This window comes from Terriglobus albidus (genome assembly GCF_025685425.1).
GTDB lineage: Bacteria > Acidobacteriota > Terriglobia > Terriglobales > Acidobacteriaceae > Terriglobus > Terriglobus albidus.
Genome location: NZ_JAGTAS010000056.1, coordinates 92,495 through 113,124, shown reverse-complemented (window position 1 = coordinate 113,124; position 20,630 = coordinate 92,495). Strand labels below are relative to the sequence as shown.

12 protein-coding genes are annotated in these 20,630 nt (G+C 55.9%); 1 reads left to right on the top strand and 11 read right to left on the bottom strand.

Annotated elements, in window-relative coordinates; genetic code table 11:
• Positions 1–40 precede the first annotated feature (40 nt).
• The 11 genes from OHL21_RS15150 to OHL21_RS15100 all read right to left on the bottom strand — a co-directional run bounded on the left by OHL21_RS15150 (position 41) and on the right by OHL21_RS15100 (position 19,520).
• Positions 41–2,362, bottom strand: coding sequence for a hypothetical protein (locus OHL21_RS15150; protein ID WP_263418119.1), 2,322 nt, complete (start codon positions 2,360–2,362; stop codon positions 41–43).
• Between the two features lie 408 nt (positions 2,363–2,770).
• Positions 2,771–4,597 (bottom strand): glycoside hydrolase family 97 protein, encoded by a 1,827-nt coding sequence (locus OHL21_RS15145; protein WP_263418350.1) that lies wholly within the window; start codon positions 4,595–4,597, stop codon positions 2,771–2,773.
• 183 nt (positions 4,598–4,780) lie between these two features.
• Complete coding sequence (locus OHL21_RS15140; protein ID WP_263418118.1) at positions 4,781–5,395, bottom strand: NAD(P)H-dependent oxidoreductase; 615 nt, start codon at positions 5,393–5,395, stop codon at positions 4,781–4,783.
• A 390-nt stretch (positions 5,396–5,785) separates the two neighbouring features.
• A complete protein-coding gene (locus OHL21_RS15135) occupies positions 5,786–7,039 on the bottom strand; it encodes an ABC transporter permease (RefSeq protein WP_263418117.1) in 1,254 nt (417 codons plus the stop codon).
• A complete protein-coding gene (locus tag OHL21_RS15130; RefSeq protein ID WP_263418116.1) occupies positions 7,036–7,743 on the bottom strand; it encodes an ABC transporter ATP-binding protein in 708 nt (235 codons plus the stop codon). The genes OHL21_RS15135 and OHL21_RS15130 overlap by 4 nt, the downstream gene beginning before the upstream one ends.
• Positions 7,733–8,155, bottom strand: coding sequence for a DUF3299 domain-containing protein (locus OHL21_RS15125; protein WP_263418115.1), 423 nt, complete (start codon positions 8,153–8,155; stop codon positions 7,733–7,735). The genes OHL21_RS15130 and OHL21_RS15125 overlap by 11 nt, the downstream gene beginning before the upstream one ends.
• A 129-nt stretch (positions 8,156–8,284) precedes the next feature.
• Positions 8,285–9,733 carry an amidohydrolase/deacetylase family metallohydrolase gene (locus tag OHL21_RS15120; protein WP_317889989.1) on the bottom strand — a complete coding sequence of 483 codons (1,449 nt, stop codon included), beginning with the start codon at positions 9,731–9,733 and terminating at the stop codon, positions 8,285–8,287.
• Positions 9,734–10,356: 623 nt separating this feature from the next.
• A complete protein-coding gene (locus tag OHL21_RS15115) occupies positions 10,357–11,523 on the bottom strand; it encodes a diphosphate--fructose-6-phosphate 1-phosphotransferase (RefSeq protein WP_263418114.1) in 1,167 nt (388 codons plus the stop codon).
• Between the two features lie 6 nt (positions 11,524–11,529).
• Entirely contained in the window at positions 11,530–13,602 is a 2,073-nt protein-coding gene (locus OHL21_RS15110) for a hypothetical protein (RefSeq protein ID WP_263418113.1), read from the bottom strand.
• Positions 13,603–13,614: 12 nt separating this feature from the next.
• Entirely contained in the window at positions 13,615–16,221 is a 2,607-nt protein-coding gene (locus OHL21_RS15105; protein ID WP_263418112.1) for an alpha-amylase family protein, read from the bottom strand.
• Between the two features lie 20 nt (positions 16,222–16,241).
• Positions 16,242–19,520 carry a DUF5107 domain-containing protein gene (locus OHL21_RS15100; RefSeq protein ID WP_263418111.1) on the bottom strand — a complete coding sequence of 1,093 codons (3,279 nt, stop codon included), beginning with the start codon at positions 19,518–19,520 and terminating at the stop codon, positions 16,242–16,244.
• 192 nt (positions 19,521–19,712) lie between these two features.
• Between OHL21_RS15100 and OHL21_RS15095 the strand changes: the two genes are divergently transcribed.
• A complete protein-coding gene (locus OHL21_RS15095) occupies positions 19,713–20,552 on the top strand; it encodes a carbohydrate-binding family 9-like protein (RefSeq protein WP_263418110.1) in 840 nt (279 codons plus the stop codon).
• Positions 20,553–20,630 lie beyond the last annotated feature (78 nt).

The following is a 20,630-nucleotide window of genomic DNA, read 5'->3' as shown; positions in this document are numbered from 1 at the left end:
TTCCTCTATGCTTCGTGTTATCCGATGGTTTCCTTATTTATCAGTTCTTGCTCGCAGCCAACGCCGGCTTGGTAGAAATCATCTCGAATAACTTCGGATCGAACTCCTCAAGACTATTGATCCCATTCAGATGGTTGGCTGTCACCCAAGGCAACCAGAACCGGTGCGATCCGCGCCCACGGCCGTTCGGCCCGGGTCCCATGCGCCAATGCTCTTGCTGCCAGCCGATTCCCTTGACATCGAACTGGCGCCCGGGCATAGCCACCATCGCCTTGGTGTCATGCAGCAATACCTTGGCTACATCGAGGTAATGAGAATCATGAGAATAGGTATAAAGCTTGGCGTAAGAGGCCACGGCCCAATCAAGATACTCATCGGTGCTTCCGGTGTTAGCTGCGGTAATTCCCTGCACTCCCACGGTCGAAACACCGCGTTTGTAATGCAGCTCTTCATCCTTCGCGTCTATGGGCATGGGAAGGTTCCAGATCCATATCCAACTTTCAGCAAAATCACCTGCCACGCGCGCCCGATCCAACCATTTCGGCTCTTTGGTTGACTCATACAAAGTCAGGAACGCTTCCATGCTCAACATCCCAGCTTCTTTATCAGTGATATTGGGATTGTCGATCGCGCCGCCAACGAAGAACCCGCGATTGCCAAACTGCTCCCACACGTATTCAGCTGCCTTGACCGCTACCAACTGGTACCTGGCGTCTCCAGTAACCTGCGTCAGCCTCACCAGCAGAGGCACGGGATTGTAGCTAGCGGTACCAGAGGGTTCCGCAACCTCATTGCTGCCCGGCTTCCAGCGGCGCGGGAAGGATCCGTCCTCGCGTTGTTGCTGGATCAGCCAATCTCCATACTGTTTGATCCACGCCAGCCACTCGGGATGATCCCTTCTCTCCTGCATTTCCCGTTTATAGGCACGAAGCAGAACCGCCATATCTTCGGTCGCGTTACGAAGCCAGGGTGATAACCAGATGTGGTCCCATGGTCTTCCTGTCGCAATATCGAACCCTGTACCGGCGAGAGGTACGGTGGGCAATGCACGAATAGCCGTGGCAATCATCGCCAATCCCTGTTCACGCATTTTCTCTCCACGCGCCGTCTTATCACGCTCGGACTCTCGCAGAAGCATGTCCGCGCACTCTAAATCTTTTCCGACAAACCCCATCGCTACCATTTGCCAATTCCAATTCCTGACATCATTCAATGTCGACATCACGAACGGCACGGCAGTGTTCCCGTTTACAGTCAGCACCTGAGACGAAAGCTGGTCAGCCAGCACGGTCCGCATGGCGCGGACATCGATATAGTTGATCGCCGGATTTAATGCCGACCACGCCCAGCGCCATGTGTTTCGTGTTGCATCGTGAAAGTCTTCATCCTGGGCGAACCGAATCCGGATTTCGTAATGATGCTTCACTCCAGGAACAATCGGATGGTACCGCCGGATCCACCGTTCTTTTGCTGCAGCATCGCGAGAACTGCCGTAGTCATTTGAGTTCGCCGGATATCTATATCCAAACTCCAGAGGAGCGCTTTCGGCTTGCCAGACTCCTATCGCGCCGAACTGGAATCGCGCATCGATCATGCTCAATTTCGTAAGCTTGGTCTCCTCGTCAGTTGAATCACCTCGGGGAGAGGGGTCCATTACCGACACGCTGGCGCCATTGTTGAAAGAAATTGCAAATGCCGGCGCAGGCATAATGTCTTCCCGCATAACCAGACGATGCGCATTGAAATTCAGAATTCCCCCTGGAGAGCGTTCTCCATCATAGGTAGGGTCGCCATAGATGGCGCCGGGAAACATGAACTTTACATCATCCCATTTCAGGGAGGGGTCAAATGCAAATACGACTGCGGAGTTGAATCCACCCGGCGAATGACCATCTACGGTCACACTACGCCGTATGCTCAAAACCGATCCATCCAACATCCAGAGGTCATGCACGTGAAAGATGGTCTTGTCCGCATTCCTGAGGTCGGCCACTGCTTCTAGCCCATCTGGCGTTTTTTTGATCTTTGAATAGCCGGATATGATCTGGCGGATGTCATTTTCCGATCGGTAGATTTCAATCCGCGCCGGCTTCGGCTGCGAGATTTTTGAGGCCGCTCCTCCTGCGACCTCAATTCCCCACTCATTGCCCGCTCGCTGGAAAACTACTTCCGCGCCACTATCCAGGTGCCCCAAAGAGATGACCTGAGCCTCTGCGGCCTGTGCATGCAGTGAAACACAGCCGAGCGCCAGAGCAAGTGATGCCCAAGAAACAAATATCCGCGTTGCCTTGCAAATGGCGACAGATTTGGAGTGAGGATGAACAGCAAATGGCGAGCTAACAGCGGAAGGGCGCTTTCTCATGGTGCTCCGAACGTCAAGAGAAACATTTCCTTCTGAACCCGGGAAACGTTTTCTCTCGTGCCACGGTTTCTTCGATTCCGATCATTTCTTGCGCATTTATTGCCTCGGGAGTCGATCTTCGAACATAAAGCGAGGTATAGCCTGCTTACAGTATTGCATAATATGCAATATTCATTGCTTTCATGCGAGACGAATCCTAGCAACTCGACGTGGCACTCGTCAACGACGATTGAATTGGTAATTCCCGAAAGTGATGGGATCTTTCCGCATAGGGCGAACGCGCGTCTCACCGCCCTCCTTTTAAACCTGGTAAGCTGCAGCCATAAAAAGCTCTCGCTGCGCATGTTGTTTGCAAAAATTCCTCATTCCCGCCGCAACACCGATGGTGTATGTGTCCACAACCGCGGATCATTTCCGAAACCAACCGACAAATCCGCCACGGCTGTTAGCGTGAACTTCCAGAACGTCACCGCTGCTAAGCGTAGTGTCTTTCCTGGCGAATTTATCGAGTGAACCCTGTTCATCACTCAAAAGACTCGCTTTCCATTTGCTGGAGCCCAGGAATGTCAGCGGGATTTTAAGATCGCCTTCGTTCTCGCCATTCAAAATGGCTACAAACCATTGCTCTCCGGTGCGACGAGCCATGGCCGCTATCTTTCCTGGCTCGCTTCCCGGCAGCACCAAGGTCTCGTCCCATGTGCTCGGAATCGCGGTTAATATGTCCCGTGCCGGATTGCTCACAAGGTCTCTGGGATTTCCTCCATAGCAAAGAAACGGTGAGGTGAATTCAATCGCCTGAGCGAACTCGTGCGTCCATGTGTTGTCCTGCAATTCCCTGCTCTCAAGCACTGTCGGCGTATAGTCGGCCGGACCGATGACATATCTGGTGAAAGGAAGAATCGTATCGTGAGCTGAGTCAAGCCGGCGGTGATAGCGTGTGATCTGATATTCGTGGCCGCGAACAGCTTCACGTGTCAGCACGTTCGGCCAGGTGCGTTCCATACCGGTAGGCTTCACCGCTCCGTGAAAATCTACCAACAGTCTGAACTTCGCCGCATCACGAGCGGTGTCGTAGTACCAGTTCGACCATTCCCGGTTAAATTCTTGAGGAAAGTCGATCTTTACACCGACAACACCGGCAGCAACTAGTTGTTGGAAATACGCGTTCCGTTCGACTGCATCTTTAACGTACTTGCTGTGGACCCAAACCCAGATCTTTACGTTTTGTTTCTTTGCATCGGAGACGATCTGCCGAAGAGACTCCCATGGCTTATCCCACCTCTCCCATCCCTCGTCGATCAGGTAGTACTCAAATCCCAGTTCTTTGGTCCATCGAATCCATTGATCTTGCTCGCCAATTACTGGTGCGCCGGAAGATAACCATTGCCAGGTCGAGCGCCCCGGCTTGATCCAATCGGCATTCGCCAGGGCTGCATCCGGAGGAGGATTCAGATCTTGAATGAGAGTGCTATTCACTAATTGTGTTAGATCGGCGGCGATGATCGTGACGCGCCAAGGTTGCCTGACTTCCTCGTCCGTCACCCATCCCTTGGGATCGGCATAGAGATATCCGTTTAGCTCGCTATTTGCCCCGCGTTTTATCGCAAGATCCCCGAAATCTTTTAGACCTGCTTCGCTGATGGTGACGTAGAGGTCTTTGTACTTTGCAGTGATCGGCAGCCCAATCGGGTCCTCTCCTACGCTCCACAGTGTTGTAGTCCTATACTGCCCCTCATATGCAGCACTCAGTGGATCCGCCCACAAAACGGGATTCCCGGCCAAATTCCAACTGCTTCTATCCGCTTCCACCCGGCGGCCTGCCTCGGCTGGCAACCTGAGGCGGACAGCCACACCATCATTTGCGACGTGAAGGTCTATCCAGAAATTGTGTCCGGAAGAAGTTGCTGGGATCTCCCCCTCGAAGGCATGATTGATGCTCGTCGAATGACCGCCCAGCAAGCGGTATTCCTCATTGACTTCGTGGAGAGTGGGAACTGCGAGTTCGACCTGCTTGCCGTACTCGATACCGTTGCTCAGAATCCCGAGGCGGGAGGAGACGAGTACCTCCTGGCCATCCCGCATAACGTGATATCGCAGGTTTCCATTTGTCACGAACACTTCGGCTTTTACGTGGCCGTCTGGGCTGGAAACCGTCCGAACATTCGTCTGTGCAAAGCTGGTTCCCCCGAGGAGCATTGCACAAACGGCTCCCAGAACACAGGGTTTAACCTTCATCAATGTACCTCCGGAACCTCGCCTAAATATGTGTATTCGGCTCCAGTGTGAAGACTGCGGCCCTTAAAAGTCAACGATATAGTAAACGTTATAGATTGAATCGAGAAAACACGCCAATGTAGGTTTCAAGGGCGTATAGCGGCGTGCGTTCTGGCGCCTGCCTCGTATCTCCGGGATGACAGATCAAGAACCTGCGGCTTGAACGACGATACGGCTAACTTCATCGAGCCAGCGCTCACGATCTGCGACTGAGCTGGTTGCGATGATTCTGAATACATGCCTGATCACGTTCTGAACTCCGCAGTATTGTAAAAGGCACTGTTTCCAGATTCTTTCGAGTGGGTCGCCGAATACGATTTGCTCGCGTTCTTCCTCTGTATTACTTGTATTAAACACAACCGCCACTCTGGTGTGCAATAGCCCCTTCGGGATGTCGCCTTGATCGCTATCTTTCTCGAAAGCGTACGCCGACCCCTCGGCAAAGACGCGATCCATCCAGCCTTTCATCATGGCCGGAGGTGCACCCCAGCAATTCGGATGCACGACCACAAGCACTTCTGCGGAAAGCAGGAGATCGCGGTAGCGCTGGACGAGAGGATCATCAGTCCCAAGGCCCCGCATCTCTCGTCTGGTCAGCACGGGATTGAAGTTATCTGCATATAAATTACAGAAGTGTGTCGTAAAGCCTACTGACTGTAAAGAGATCTCACACCGTCGCGCGATCGCGACGGTGAAGCTTGCATCGTCCGGATGCGAAACGACGATCAGTCCGATTCGATTGGGGGTAGGCACTTCCATGGTCTCAGGATAAATCTCCCTTCCCTAAACCTGGCATCACTGCTGCCCCCGGTAAAGCGTGTCGGCCGAGCACTATCGACTCCTATGTCTTGTGTCAGGCGGTAGCCTCGAAACCGGAATAGTCCGGAGGTGTCAAGTGCGCCGGATGGTCCCGTTTCACTTTGAAGCACAATCCTGGGAGAGGCAAAAGGGTGATTCTGATACCCGGATGATGGGTAGTAGCACTAGAGCCTTTTTCCTGTAGGTGTAGCATAGGGTTCCCGCATCTATGGACGTTTTCCGCAATGAAAACGCCGTTGCACTCCTCTTCCGTATACCCAACAACAGGGAAAATGCTGTAAATATTGAGTCTCTCGTGGAACGAGTTAGGGTTGCCGCTGGCCTTGTCAATCAACTTGCATTGAGTCCGTCAATAAGAGAATTACGGTAGGCCCTCCAAGCTGGCACAATCCCCAGTAGAACTGCTCCAAGGATCGTAGCTAGCGCATAGATCTCGACCCGGGCGGAAAGCCCGACCAGCATTATCGGAAGTCCAAGGCGGCTCTCGATGACGCTCCGCAAGACAAAGAGCAGGACGTACACCGCACCAAGGCCGAGTACCGTCCCCGCGATAGCAATGAGGCCGGCCTCCATGAGGATGAGGGTGATGATCTGACGCAGATGAAGGCCAACAGCCCGCAAAACTGCGATCTCCCGCCGCCGTTCATTAATTGCCATGTAGAGAGCGATTAGCATCGCGAGCAGGCCAACAATAAGAACTGCGGCCGAGATCATCGAGAGCGTCTGGTCCGCATAGTCCAGAATGCTCCAGAGCTCCTGCAATGTATAGGCGGGAATAATCGCCGTCAGCGGCTCGGGCTTATAGGAATTGATCTCCCGCTGCAGCATGAGGGTACTGATGCGGGACTTTGTTCCGAGGAGAAACGAGGTGATGTTTTTGACCGAGAGCTTGGACGGATCCAGCTCCGGCAACTGCTCTCCAATTGCGGGAGGAGTCCCGTTCTCCCATCCGACATGCATCGCCTCGTCCCCGAGCAATGTCATATAGAGCGCCCGATCGACTGGTGTTGCTGTCCGCGCAAGGATCCCGACGATCGTGAACAGGACGTTATCATGCTTCAGAATGGAGTGCTCTTCAATGCCGTGAGACAACGCAATTTTCTGGCCAAGACGGTAGTGCAGCGACGAGGCGACCTCAGAGCCAAGTGCGATCTCGGAGAACGAAGATGGAGCATGTCCCTCGGCGAAGCTGATATGACGATCCCGTCGGTACTGGTAGTGAGCATAGAAGTTCTCATCGGTAGCTACAACCCGGTAACCTCGGTGTGAGTCTCCCATAGAGATAGGAATCGTCCATGCTACTGCCGGATGCTGGGCGAAATGCTGATAGCTCTCCCAAGAGATCTCGTTTGCTGCACCGCCGAGATGAAAGACGGTGGAGAGCAGCAGAGGCAGTTCCCCTCCGCGGGCGCCGACGATCAGGTCTGTCCGAGAGAGGGTTCCCGTAAAGCCCGCTTGTGCAGCGTACCGCAGGCGATCGACTCCCGCCAGCAGCGTCACAGAGAGCGCAATAGAAAAGATGGTTAATGAGGTTGGAAACGCGCGGCTGTAAAGCGATTTCCAGGCAAGCCGGATCAGCATCATAAGAAGGTCCCGGCGTTTCTTCGATTGATGGATGTCAGAGAGAGCGACTGCTCGAAGTGTTTCGTAAGAGTGAGATCGTGAGAAACGAAAAGCAGAGTGCTCCCAGTCTCCGCAACCACCTCCGTTAGCAAGTCGAGAAAGGAATCGCGCCGGTCATTGTCCAACGAAGAGGTCGGTTCATCGGCGACAACCAGCGGTGGCGAACCAATGATGGCGCGGGCAATAGCTACGCGCTGTTGCTGCCCGGTCGAGAGCTCGTAGATGGGCGCATTGAGCTTGTCTTGGATGTCGAGCCGTTTCGCAATCCGCCTTATCTCTTCCGAAAGGCTGTCGGCGCGGATACGACGGCGGCGGCTCGCATGAAACATGCAGGGTAAGGCTATGTTCTCTTCAACGCTAAGATAAGGAATCAGATTGAAGCTTTGGAAGATGTAGCCCATTTCACATCCGCGCAGGATATCCCGCTCCGATGCAGAGAGTCTGCGGAGATCGTGGCCCAGCACATGAATCTCTCCTTCCTGCGGAGAAAGAATGCCCGAAATAAGAGAGAGTAGAGTTGTTTTTCCGCTGCCGGACGGTCCGTAGAGGAAGACACGACGTCCTGCGAATATCTCCAATGAATCAATGTCGAGAACAGGATTCCCCTTCGTATATGAGAGAACAACTCCCTTTAGCGAAATGGATAGCGGTGTTCTATTGCTCATAGGGCCGCACAAGGTCCGCATCCATATTGAAAGAGATATCCCCGTATGGGCTCTGCACCGTGGTTACGTGAAGCATTCCGGTAACCAGAACAGGATCCGTGAAAGACATCTTCACCTTCTGATTGTGGGCTAGCTTAATGTAGATCATCTGGTTTGGCGGGGGTGGAGGAACGTGAATACAAGCGCCCGCGAATGGCACGAGAATAAACTCTGTGACTTGATCCGCATCGTCCTCCAGAGGCACCATAAACCCAGGAACGGCAATCCTCTTCCCGTCCAGATCTTTAGCAGGAGAACTGGCCCGCGACGAGTTGAGGGTCTTCAGCGTAGCCCATGAGATGCTGGGCGGAGACCCTCCCTGACTGGTGGCGAATAATATGAGGCCGAAGAGGAAAGGAATTGGCAGGTTCATCGCAGGTACCGGGCCTCCTAAAGAATAAGACGATCCATTGGCGATTTTTGCTCAACTTCCAAAACTCCACCGCCTCTGTGAAGTTCCACTGGAACGAACTAACTTGTAGTTCGTCCCCCTGGCAGGAATTCATCGAGGCGACTTCTTCTCCTCGGGTGTCTTCATGTTGTAGACATCGGGAGGCCCAGTCTCCACGGTCTTACGCTGTGATGGTGGAATCCAGGAAGGCCAGCGTGCACTGCTTTGCGATCCGAAAGGGCGCTCGCTAAATGTCGTCCAGTGTCCAGCCAGAGCTGGATCGGAGCTATGCTTCGGCGCATCCCACTTGTCGAACTCGATCGCATTGAGGTCATATACGATCTTGCCACTCTTGATCGTCAACTCACAGACAAGCTTCACCTGTCCGATATCCTTGGCGCCGAACATGTCAAAGAAACCGAAGGTGCCGTGCTCTTCCGAGAAGACGGCAACATCCGCCACCGATCCGACTGAAAGGTTGCCAAGCTGGTCCTGCTTGATCTCGTGTGCCGGATTCGCGGTCATCTGCGCAAAGACCTCGGGGATGGTTTCACCCAACAGAATCATCTTGTCAGCGACATTCAGGATGTCCTTCATGCTCCCGTTCATGGACGTGATGTGAAGGTCGGTAGAGATGGAATCGGGATGATAGCCCGAAGCCATAATGGGCGCCGCTACTGAAAATGAAAAAGAACCGCCGCCATGACCGATATCGCAGTAGATACCCCGCTTCCTCATATCCATGAGGGCCTTTGAGGGTCCTCCTGTCTTGGGGTCTTGTTCGCCGCGATTTCCAGAGAAGCAGTGGGTGTAGATATCTCCAGGACGTAGGTACTTTGTAACCAGGTCGTCAAGTGGACGCTCGATTCTTCGTGCTCCGTAATCGATCATCACAGGAATATTCGCGACATTGCCGGCGATCACAGCCTGCTCATAGGGCTTCCACTCCGGCCCGGTAAAGTGGGCGCTCTTGATGCCAACAATGACACCGGGATATTTGAGAGCGAACTCTCCGGTCGTCTTCCCATCCATGTCATCGAGATCATCTTCATACTTCGAACCACGCATCCCGGAACCCACAATATTCAATTCGGCCAGAACCCGCGTAATAGAACGATCGATAACCTTGTCCTTGAAGTCGGGAAAGTTTTTCCAGCCCGACGAACCTGCATCCACAATCGTCGTGACGCCGTTACGCAGTGTAAAACCGTCTGGATACACCGAATTGTCACCAGCATATGAGTTACGCTCACCCGTGCCGGCGTAGACGTGAGTATGAATGTCAATGAGACCCGGTGTTACCCAAAATCCCTTCACATCAATCGTCTTCAAGGCGTCTTTCGCTTCCAGATGCTCAGCGACAGCCGCGACCTTGCCATCCTTGATAGCGACATCACGGATGCCATCGATATGGCTTTTCGCATCGACTACATGTCCTCCCTGAAGCAACAGATCGTAAGGCAAGGGATTTGGCGGAAGAACATAGGCTCTTTGCTGAGCCATTCCCAGGCAGCAGCAGAACGAGAGGGCGGCCGGTAGCAGATATCTGACAGTTTTCATCCAACTCCTGTGGGCGTGAATATCGGTGGGAAGCCAATCTTGCTGAAAAGGTGAGCAAATGGGTTCCGTCACGCAATGAAACGCCTCGTCCATGATGCAATCGAGGATACTCCCGTGTATATCTCAATCCTCCGCAGTCTAATTAAGGCAAAAGCCATAGACGGTGCGATATTGCGACTCCTTGTGCACACATGATCCCGTGTGGGCACCCCCAAAGAGGCTCCCATCCTTTCGGGACAGCCTATATTGCAGAAGCAGCAGGGTTATACATACTCCTTTCTGGCTTGTACGCTTGACCTTGACCAAGGTACCCGTGGAGCGTTGTCGACCGTCAATCCCCTCTGCAAGACATTAAAAAAGAAGATCTCACCCTCCTGGGAGCTATGGCAGTTCATCACGAGCTTTGACGCAATCTGCTACCTCTCAGAGACGCGTCATCCATTTCTTAGGGCGCACCGACGCCAGTGAGGACTACTAGCAATGAAGCCAGAAAGCCTTGAGGCCATCGGATGGTGTTCTCTACCGGTGCCCTGACAGCCCTCGTGCAACTGATCTGTTGCTCATGTCGAGGCGAAGAACGCAACTCGCATTCTTCAAGTTGCCTGGCCACCTTCGACGTTGCTTTAGAGATATCTCGGTCGCCTGAGTTGGCCCACCAATGGCGCGGCATACCCCCGAAACTTTTCATTCGATGCGATCGCACCCGTGCCGAGCCACTCCTGCGGTAACGCTCTCCGGGGGCCTGCAGCAGCTGCCAACGGGATCAATTCGCATGAAGGCGATGCTCCAGTCCCAAGGGGAAGCAAGGACGCCATCTTGCCGGTTTCTCCGCGGGCAAGCGCACGCACGCACTCCTGCGCAGTGAGTTCTGCATCTGCGAGGTCCTGTGATGACACGTAAGCAGCGGCTGAACGTCCGATCAGGCCAGGCTTTTCGCTGCGGCAACGCAGCCCGAGGTGCTCCGCCACAAGTCCCGACAGGTGCTGTGCAACTCCACCTATCAATGGCCTCATGGCCGTTTTCCCGCCTGACGGCAATACCTGCTGAAAGACAGGTTTGCCGTTCGCATACGAGATTCCTTCCGATACCACGGCGAGTGCCCACCCGATCTTTGCGACGGTGTTGGAAATGGCATCGAGAAACCGGTCGAGTTCAAACGGCACCTCCGGCACGCAGACCACGTGTGGCGGATCATCCTCATTCTCTTTCGCAAGCGCTGCTGCTGCGGAGAGCCAACCTACATCGCGCCCGAGCGTCTCGAAGATAGAGACAGGCTGGTGGAGCGAGCGAAGATCAGCAGCCAGATCCAACGTGCTTTGTGCGATGAAGCGCGCTGCACTGCCGAAACCAGGGCAGCGATCGGTGGCGGCAATATCGTTGTCGATCGTCTTCGGAGATCCCATGACCTGCACGGAGAAACTACGGCTCTCGCAAAACTCTGCGAACTTCTTAGCTCCGCTCATGGTGCCGTTGCCGCCAAGGAACACAATCTGGTCAACGCCGCGACTACTCAGATGCCGCAGCGATGCATCCAGATCTGCTTCCGAAGGCGCGAAGCGCGATGAGCCAAGCGCAGCGCCCGGACTATTTCGCACCTGTAATAGCGCATCGCTGGACAGGCTGCTCAGGTCGATCAAGTCGGCACGAGACAAGCCCTGCATGCCGAATCGTGCACCGTAGATGCGACCACCGGGCGCTTGCTTTGCCCGTTCGCGGATGGCACTGGCGAGACTCGCATTGAAGACCGCCGTGGGGCCGCCGCCCTGCACTATGAGCATGTTGCCTGGCATACGAGTCTAGCGGCTCCCTGCGAACTGCAAAGGCGCCTGTTCCGTGCAGACAGATGATGCATCCGAAGCATTGCCCGCAAACAGTATCAAGGCTGTTGGAGTTACCGCGCTGCTTTCCGGGACCTTGATCTCGTAGCTGAAGTCATCTGCCGCAAGCGTACGACTGAATGATCCTGCCCTGCCATCGGCGGTCCAGCAGTGCGTCACGGTCAACGCCGTGGGCTTCCCCTCGGGTGCACGCATCGTTGCCAGGCGCACATCGTCTACTGCGAGATTCCGGAACTGATAGCGAACGTACACGTTGCCGGCGCCATTCGGGAAGCCACTGATGGTACGGTCCACCTCAGGCCACTGCAGAGTCTGCAGCTTCTGTGAACCATCACCTGACGGCGGCTTCTGACCGGCGAAGCTCCATACTGTAATCCATGGGCCTGCTTCGCTGGTCGACCAGGCAATGCTGGCGGACTGCGGTGCATCAGCCTGCGCCGGCCACGGAGTTACCTTGCGCGTCTCCGCCGTGAGCTTGTCCGGCGCCAAACCACTGTGAAGGTCCAGGAAGCGCCCACCGGCATCGATCGCCTTCAAATGTCCATCACGGTCACGATCAAACGCGAAGATGAGTTCACCGTCGTGGCCGTCTTCATTGCGAAGATAGCCCTGACCATGATCGCTTTCGAAGGTCACATGCTTTGCAAATTTAGCGAATGATACTGCTGTCTCTGCGTGTACAGGGAGCTCATGTCTCTCCTGTTGCGACTTAGTTACGGTGAACCGGTTCGTTCCGGGCAGCAGTCCCGGCAGTGTCCGCGGATTCACCTCAAACGTGGAACGGATGAGCAGGCCGGGTACAGTTTGCATGGGCTTCGAGCTGCGCAGACGCAGCAGGTAACCGTACGTTCCCGCAACCGCATTCAGTTGTCCATGCGTTGTGGTGGCGAGTCGTCCAGGCGCTGCAGACCATTGCCCTCCAGCAAATGTGTTCACGACGACTGGCGTCCAGCTGTGGCCGTCGTCTGCAGACGTTTCCGCTTGCAGGCCAATTGATCCGGCGTCCGCAATGAACTGCGCGTCTATCAGAACATACGGCGATGCGATGCGATACGTCCACTCACCGGCCTTTCCGTTGCCGGCACGTTGCGCCGCTGCGTCCGGCCGATACTCCAGAACACCCACAGACCAGCGCCGCTCATCCTTCTCGCTCCGAGGGCCGTTCTTCACCAGCAGGATTTCGCCGATGTCCTTTGGAAACTCCTGCCAGGTGCTGCCGTCACGATGGTACGGCATATAGCGCGATGCATACTCACCGGGTTCGTAGTATCGGATCATGCGCTCACCCGGGCGCAGCGTGAAGTCCATGGTGTGCCCATGGGGGTAGCGCGAACCAGCGTAGAGATAGTTGTCATCCCTCGTGGAGAACAACTCAGCGAGGCCCGGGATGGCTCCCGCACGCAGGTCTGCCGGATACCATGGTGCATCCACGCTGCCGGCTCGCGTCATCTTTTCAGAGATCAGCTTGTCCAGAATCAGCTTTGGATCGTCTGCCAGCTGCTGCACCGAGGCAACAGGGCTGCTCCACACCGGACCGTTGCCCACAGTGGTGTAACCCATCATGTCTGAGTCGTAGTAGTGGTATGCGCCGTCGTAATAGACTTCAGCAACGGTATGCCCGGTGAGAAACCACACGCGCGCGGGCAGCCCCGCTGCCTCCCATGTGGCAGCAAGCAGAGGGGCGTCCTGGTAGCAAAGACCGAAGCCGTAACTGTTTACCAGTTTTACTGGATCCAGCACCTCGCCCAACGGCTCCTCGTAGGCCCATCCGGGGATGTGATAGAAGATGCCAGGGCGAACGAAGCGGCCGTCGGTCAGGAAGTATCGCCAAATAGCTTCGGCCTTCTGCCTGGGCGTTTCCGCATGTGCGTTCTGCACAATGCCTTCAGCCATGCGGTGCAGATCCGTTGTGTCGACTGCGCCTTCGCGAACGATCGTGGGAGAGTACACCTGCGCGCCCGCTGAAAACAGCGTCGGCGTCAGCATGGATAAAAGCAGAATGCACTGGCAAGATAGCTTTGACCGCTTCATATCCCCATCTCCTTATTCGCCGGATTGCAATTGCACAGTATGCGTCTGCACCACGCCGGTCAACATTTCCTGCACGCGGAAGGTCCAGGCACCGGCTGCATCGTTCTTCGCCAACGGCCATGTGTACGCCGCTGCTCCATGTTCACCAAAGACGTTGGTGGAGTACTGGACATTGCGTTGCCCGGAAGGATCGATGACATCGACGTGATAGATCTGTTTCGCTGAAGGTGTATTCAAGGACGTGATGGAGAGGGTGAGCCGATCGCCAGCCTTTACATGGTCCGGCATCACGCTCTTCATCTCCGGCTGTGGAGTATTACTGATGGCAAGCACGGTAGGATCATACGCAGCCATTGTGACGGGGAGGCTTGTCACTCGGCCCAGGTCCTTCTTCGCGCGAACATCCCACACATACATGGGAGAAGGCAGATGCACCACCAGTTGCTGCGGCTTGCTGAAGCGTTCGTTCGAGCGGGAGTTGACCGCGCCGAGTTCGTCGACGGAGAGCTGCGGGTTAGACAACAGCGTGAGCAGCGTTACGCCTCCATTTTCAAAGGTGCGAACGTTCACGCCCACTGCGGGCTGCCGATTGGCATCGGTCACGGCGATGGTGGGCGTAACGCCCGCCTTGTGTAGAATCTCTGCGATGCGCCTCGCTGTTGGCTGCTCGTTACTCCTAAGACGGTTTTGCAGATACGGCGTCACACTGAAGCCGACAGTGATGGCCTGACCAGCGCCATACTTCAACGTGTGCGTGATTTCCCTGTTGCCCGCCACAAACAGATCTGCAAGCGGTGATGCCGCAAGGCGTCGGCTGTGCTCGTCGTATGTGCCGGGAAGACCATCTGCAATCACCGTTCCGCCGCGCCAGATGAAGTTCCGAATCTCGCTTACCTCTGCAGCCGAGAGCGAACTGGAGTTAGGGAGGATCAATGCCTTGATGCCGCCATGCAGAAGGCCACCCTTCTCCACCTGGGCGTACGAAATGAAGCGATACTGCAGGCCCTGATCTTCGATGGCGTGTCCCCATGATTCACGAAGGCGGAGAAAGTCGTTGTGGCTGCGCTCATAAGAAGCGTCGCGCTTCATCCATGCATCGCCATCAGGGCGCCGCTCGAGCATCCATTGCGTGCGCAGGCTTGGCTGCGAGAAGTGGACTGCAATGCCATCATCATCGCCCTTGCTGGCAATGATGAGGGCAGCAAGACCGTCGCGGAGTTCATTGTAGTAACCCTCCGCCCTTGCGCCACCTTCTCCCTTAGAACCATCAGGACGGATGTAGCGTTGATCCTCATCCCACAAGATGAGACCGCGATTGCCCTGAAACAATTCATGCCAGATGCGTTGGCGCTCCGCGTCATCGCTCGCAAAGGTTGTGGACAGCAAGGGTATAGATGGATTCAGGGAATGCGCCAGCTTGACGCTACCGCCAATGTCATACGGCTCCATGACCGTAGCAACCTGCGTCAGCCGCGAATAGTCGTAGCCGCCCCACCCGGGCTTCTGCGCACCCACCACGCCGGCGTAGGCTTCGGGATCTACCTCATGCACGGCGTCCACACCAGCTTTGATGGCGTTGGCGTATGCGATATCCATCCACTCTTTGAAGTCAGCCCAGGACGTCCAGTTCTCGTCCGTGCGCTTCATCGCTTCATTGGTGGTTTGCGGCGTGACCAGATTCCAATCCTTGAAGCTCGACCCCCAAGCCGCGTTCAGTGCGGCCAGCGTGCCGTACCGTTCATGCAGCCAGATGCGCATGGCTTCAAGGGACTGGTCGGAGAAGTCAAAGTCCCACTGGGCTCCGAGCTCAGCAATCCCGGTCTCATCTGCCAGGCTGTAGAAGAACGGCCGATAAGGCTGGTTCAGCTTGACCGTCGCGCGCAGGCGATCTGTGATCTTCGCAAGCCAAACCGGGTCAGAGAGGCTGGGATGGCGCTTCAAGGCCTCCTTCGACGTGGGGTCAGCAAAGTACAGGTCCTTGGCTTGCTGAAACGACCAGTCCACGCTCCGATCCGTTCGGAAACGATGGTACTCCGCGTAAAAATCGGTTGCAATTTGCTCAGAGTACCAACGGATGTTGTTCTTCAGCAGGTTTTGAGGGATCGTCGTCTGGTTGCGTCCCACCCATTGTCCGCCGTTAATGCCCAGCCGCTCCAGCTTCTCGTGAATGGGCGCAGGATAGGACTGATACATGATGATGACGTAGTCGCGCCAGCCTTGAAACAGGGGTTTTGCAGTAAAGTCCACGCGACCCGTCTCATCCAGACGTTCCGTACCCTTGGCAGTCTTCTCATCCATGGTGAAATGCGCTTCCAGCGTGTTCTCCATGGCGACCGCGCGTGTCATGTCCACCGGAAAGGTGAACTCTTCCTCGTCCGTAAGCTCGATGGGAGAGTCGTACTCCTGCACAACTCGATTGAGCGAATCCGTCCAGCGCACATGTACACTTCCCTTGCCCGTATGTGCATGCTGAAAGCGCATGGTGGCCACGACCGTCCCTTTACGTTCCAGAACCTTTGACGGCAACGACAGCCCCACAACGCCGCGCGTTGCCGCAACACTTGCAAGCGGCAGCAAGAGACAGGTCGCAAAGGCCCAGCCGAATGTACGTCGTACCATGTGTATCGCTCTCCTTAGAACTACCGAACCGTTAACACCACATCCACCGAATCACCACGCAAATCAAAGCGAGGCGCCAGGAAGTCCGGCTCGATGCGCAAAGCCTCTTGAATATGCTGATTTGCTGCAGTGCGATCGCCGGCGCGTAACGCGAGCAGTGCCAACAGGTAATGACCTTCAGCCCGACGATGCGCGCGCTTCAGCGGCAACTGTGTCTGCGCGAACTCGCCGAACTTCTTCGCAAGTCCATCCGATTCCTGCTTCCGGTTCAGGCGATCCAGGGCAAACAGCACAAAGATACTGTCGCTGTTGTAGCTGGTCCTGTCGCCTGAGGTCAGGTCGGCATGCTTCACTGCATCGTTGAACTCCGCCTGCGCTTCAGCATACTTGCCGAGTGCTTCCAGGACGAGTCCCTGATCGTAGTTCAGCCGGGGTGTGGCTTCAAAGTGGAAGTCGTCCACGCCGAGCGTTGCCGGCGGTGTTGCGATTGCCTGCAATGCGGTATATGACTCCGCATACTTGCCTGCGCGGAACGCCTTTCCTGCTTCGGCATACTTCAAAGCGCGATAGTTGTCGCGAAGCTGTGTGTCGCGGTGGCGCGGCGCAAAAGTGTGGGTGCCGATCACCTTCTCCGCATCATCGTACCGGCCCTGCACTAAGTTCACCTGCAGCAGGCGCATCATCAGGTCATCCTTGTCTGCCGCGCGGTCAACGCTGGCCTGCAGAAGTTTCAACTCTTCGTCAAAGCGGCCGGCCTTCGCATATTGCGAAACAAGATCATTCACCGTTGCAAGGTGACTTGGATCGAGCTCCACGCCCTTCTGGAGATGATTGATGGCCATGTTCGTCTGGCCTGCCTCAGCAGCGGCAAGACCCAACACACGCTCAATCTTGAAGTCGCTACCGCGTAGATGTTCCGCAGCCAGCCACTCCGCTACGGCTTCATCCTTGCGGTCAAGCGAGTAAAGCAGACAGCCCAGGTCGTAGTGCGCAAGTACATCCGCCGGGTCTACCGCAATAGCGGCACGCAGCGGCGCTTCGCTGGATCGGAGATACGGGAAGCGATCGATAACAGGCTCAGTGCGCTTTGCCGCCGCACGCGAGGCCTTCGCCGCGCTGTGATCACCCGCATGGTCCTGGGCATCCGCAAGCGTGTAATAGAAAACGGAAGAAGTCCCGAACGGATCAGCATTCGGCGGTATCTCTAGTTCCAACAACGCTGCGGCATCCTTCCACCGTTCCGCGTTGCTGTAAAACTCCGCAAGGTGGAGCGCCTCCTGTGTCTGGTCACCGATGCGGCGCTTGAGTTCAGCCTTCACATCAGCGTCTCCGGTCCGCAGAAAACGTTCCGCGAATGCTGCGCGATTGGTCGGGTCGATGCCTAACAAGGTCGCGCATTCTTCTTCGGCCAGCGCATCCTGCTTCGTGGCGCGATAGGCCATTGCCAACATCTGGTGCGCGCTGAGATCTTCCGCGTTGTGGTTCACAGCGCCGCGAAGATGCTCGATGGCAGCATGAAAGTCTCCGCGCATCAGGTTCAAACGTCCTAACTGATACTCGCGATTACCGAAGTAGGCGCTCTCCGGCCACACGTAATAGAGGTTACGCTCCGCGGCAGTGCGGTTGCCCCGGTCTAGCTGAGTAACCGCAAGGTAGTACCAGCCGCGGTCTTCGTATGGATTGCGATCCACTGCCGCCTGCAAGGCGGCCTCCGCCTCTGGCAGTTTGCCTTGCTTGTACAGCAGGATTCCTTTCAACGTGTTGGCCACGCTGTAGCCCGGCAACTTTTTCAGAGAGAGCGCCAGAAGATCGAGTGAGCCTGCGTCATCCAGGTCCTTCAGCTTTGACTCGGCGGCAAGCACTAGCTCCTCCGGGTCCATCTGCTCCGGAAGCTTGGTCGGCTTTTCCAATTCGCGCGTGAAGGCGGTGTAATCGGACGGCTTCGTTTCAGGATTGGGCCGCTGATAACGAAGCAGCTCTGCACCGCTTGCGTCCTTGAGAACAACCTGTACATCTCGCAGGATGCCACTCTTTGCGACAACCGTCTTATGAACGGGCGTTCCCGGAACGAGATCGAGCGTGGTGTCCGTCAGCATACCGGCGCCGGATGTCACGATCAGATGTGCGCCTTGCACTGCACGCACTGGCGAAAGGTCAACCTGTAGCGACGGCTTGCTGCCCTGCTTCTCCTCCCGGACGTTCAGCGCGGCAGCATCGCTCAGCGTGCTAAGCCCTTTAGTGCCCGCAACGGGAATCCACCACTCGCTCCAGCGTTCGACGGCGTGCGGCCCCACCCACTCGTAGTGTCCATCCCAGACATGCCGACCGCTCTGCGCCTCGTAGTACGGGCCGGCCTTGTCCGTGTAGCTGCGTTCCGTAGCGGCAGAGTCGCGGCCGTGTCCCCAGGTCCACATCTTCATGCCCTGCACCACACGACGGTCGGCATAGCGAAAGACGCCGTAATCCTGGTCATACATGTAGGCGCCCCCGTAGTTGTCATACGCGTCGATACCGAACACGCCCAGCATATTCAGGTTGTTACGGTCCCAGCTATAGTCCACCCCGTGATACCAGGGCCAGTCTGTGACCTCACCGGTGTTGTGACCTACAGTGCGCGACATGGGATAGAGAAACTGCGTTTCCTTCGTTAATGGGAACGCAGCATTGGTCCAGAACATCTGTGGCATACGGCTGGTGTTCGGGTTGAAGCAAAACACGCTGATCTGCAGGCCATGTACACCAGGATGCAGCGTGGCGGTAAGAGTCACGTCCATACCGTAAAACGGATCGATCTCGCCCAGCATAATGCTGACGCTGCCATCGTCATGCTTCACCACGGTGTTCGACCAGAACGGGTCTGACTTCAGCGTCAGCGAATGAATGTCAAACGGTCCCGTGAGCTCGATACCCTCCTGCGGCCAGTTCATGCGAGGATTGAAGCCGGTCGGTTTGATGACGTCGTTCTTGTAGAAGACCTCACGCTTGTTTAGCTTGTCGTACAGTTCCATGAAGCGGCCGCCGAACTCCGGCACATAGGTCAGACGAAGCGTGTCACTTTCGAGGAAGACGGCTTTGTAGGTCTTTGGTGTCGGAGTTGCAGGCAGCGGTGTCTTGTACGTGGGAAACGGATAGACGCCACCTGCTGCTGAGCCTGCAAAGAGCGGTGGCTGAAGCTCCCGTCCAGGATTCTCGTACGTGGGCACCGAAATCTCGCCCTCGCGAACCGTCACCGCGGACGGCCCCTGCGCATGCAAAAGAGTAGCGGACAACGCAAGGACAAAGATGCCGTGCTTCTTCATTCGTGAAGTACTCCAAGAAAACCGCGATCGAGCGATGGAGCTACTGTACCTGATTGCGCGACTCTTTACTATCGTTTAGTTTCGTTTTGTTAGCATTTTCTATACGAGTTGCTAAGGATCTTCCCACCAGCCACCCAAGGAGCCGCATTGCATTGGTACTTCCAGGTACGTGTTTCTGCCGTGGAGCGATCTGTGTCGCGCATCCTTCAGGTGCTTGAGACCCAGCGAATCCCTCCCCAACATTTGCAGGCCCGCCAATGCCACAGCGCCATGCACATCCAATTCACGGTAGAAGCGGATGAGAAGCAGGCTGGCCGTATCGGCTGGTTAGTACGGCGCACGCACGCCGTTGAGGCTGTCCATTGGATGGCAATCAGCGATGCGGAACACGAGCGCCGTCTCTGGCACCGCACGGCGTTGGCTGCGTGGTCGGGGGAGGAGATAGACGTTGATCTTGATCCATGTTCTGGATGGTGGCAGTCTGCTCCGTCTGCCCTCCTTCTGACAGACAATTCAGGTCTGCGCGTGGAAGGGCACGATACGGAAGTTCGCATGCGCTGGACAGACAATAATCTTTACTTGCTCTTCAATTCTGGCTACGAGCACCTAAACCTACGCACAGACGATGCGGTGCTTACACAACCGACCCCCAACCTTTGGGAACACGACGTTGCCGAACTCTTCCTTGGACGCGACCCGAAAGCGTCGCAAGGCTATGGCGAGTATGAAGTATCACCGCGTGGTGAATGGCTCGATCTGGACATCACGGCGGACGATGGCGCCATCCATAGCTCTGTCGCACTCAATTCCGGATTTCTTGCGGCCGCTGAGCTGCGTGAAAGCCAGAGTCGCTGGCTGGCCTTCCTGCGCGTTCCGGTCCCGCTACTCGCCGAACGCGGGACCCGCGATCTGCGCTTGAATCTCTTCCGTAGCCAAGGACCCGCTCCCGTAGAACTTGCGTGGCAACCCACACATGATGTCAGCTTCCATGTGCCGTCGCGGTTCGGCTACCTGCACCTTCTTCGCGATTAGCCTTTTCCGCAATAAAAACGCCGCTGCACTCCTCTGTCGGTCTACCCAGCAACAAGGAAAATGCTCCAGCGCACACCT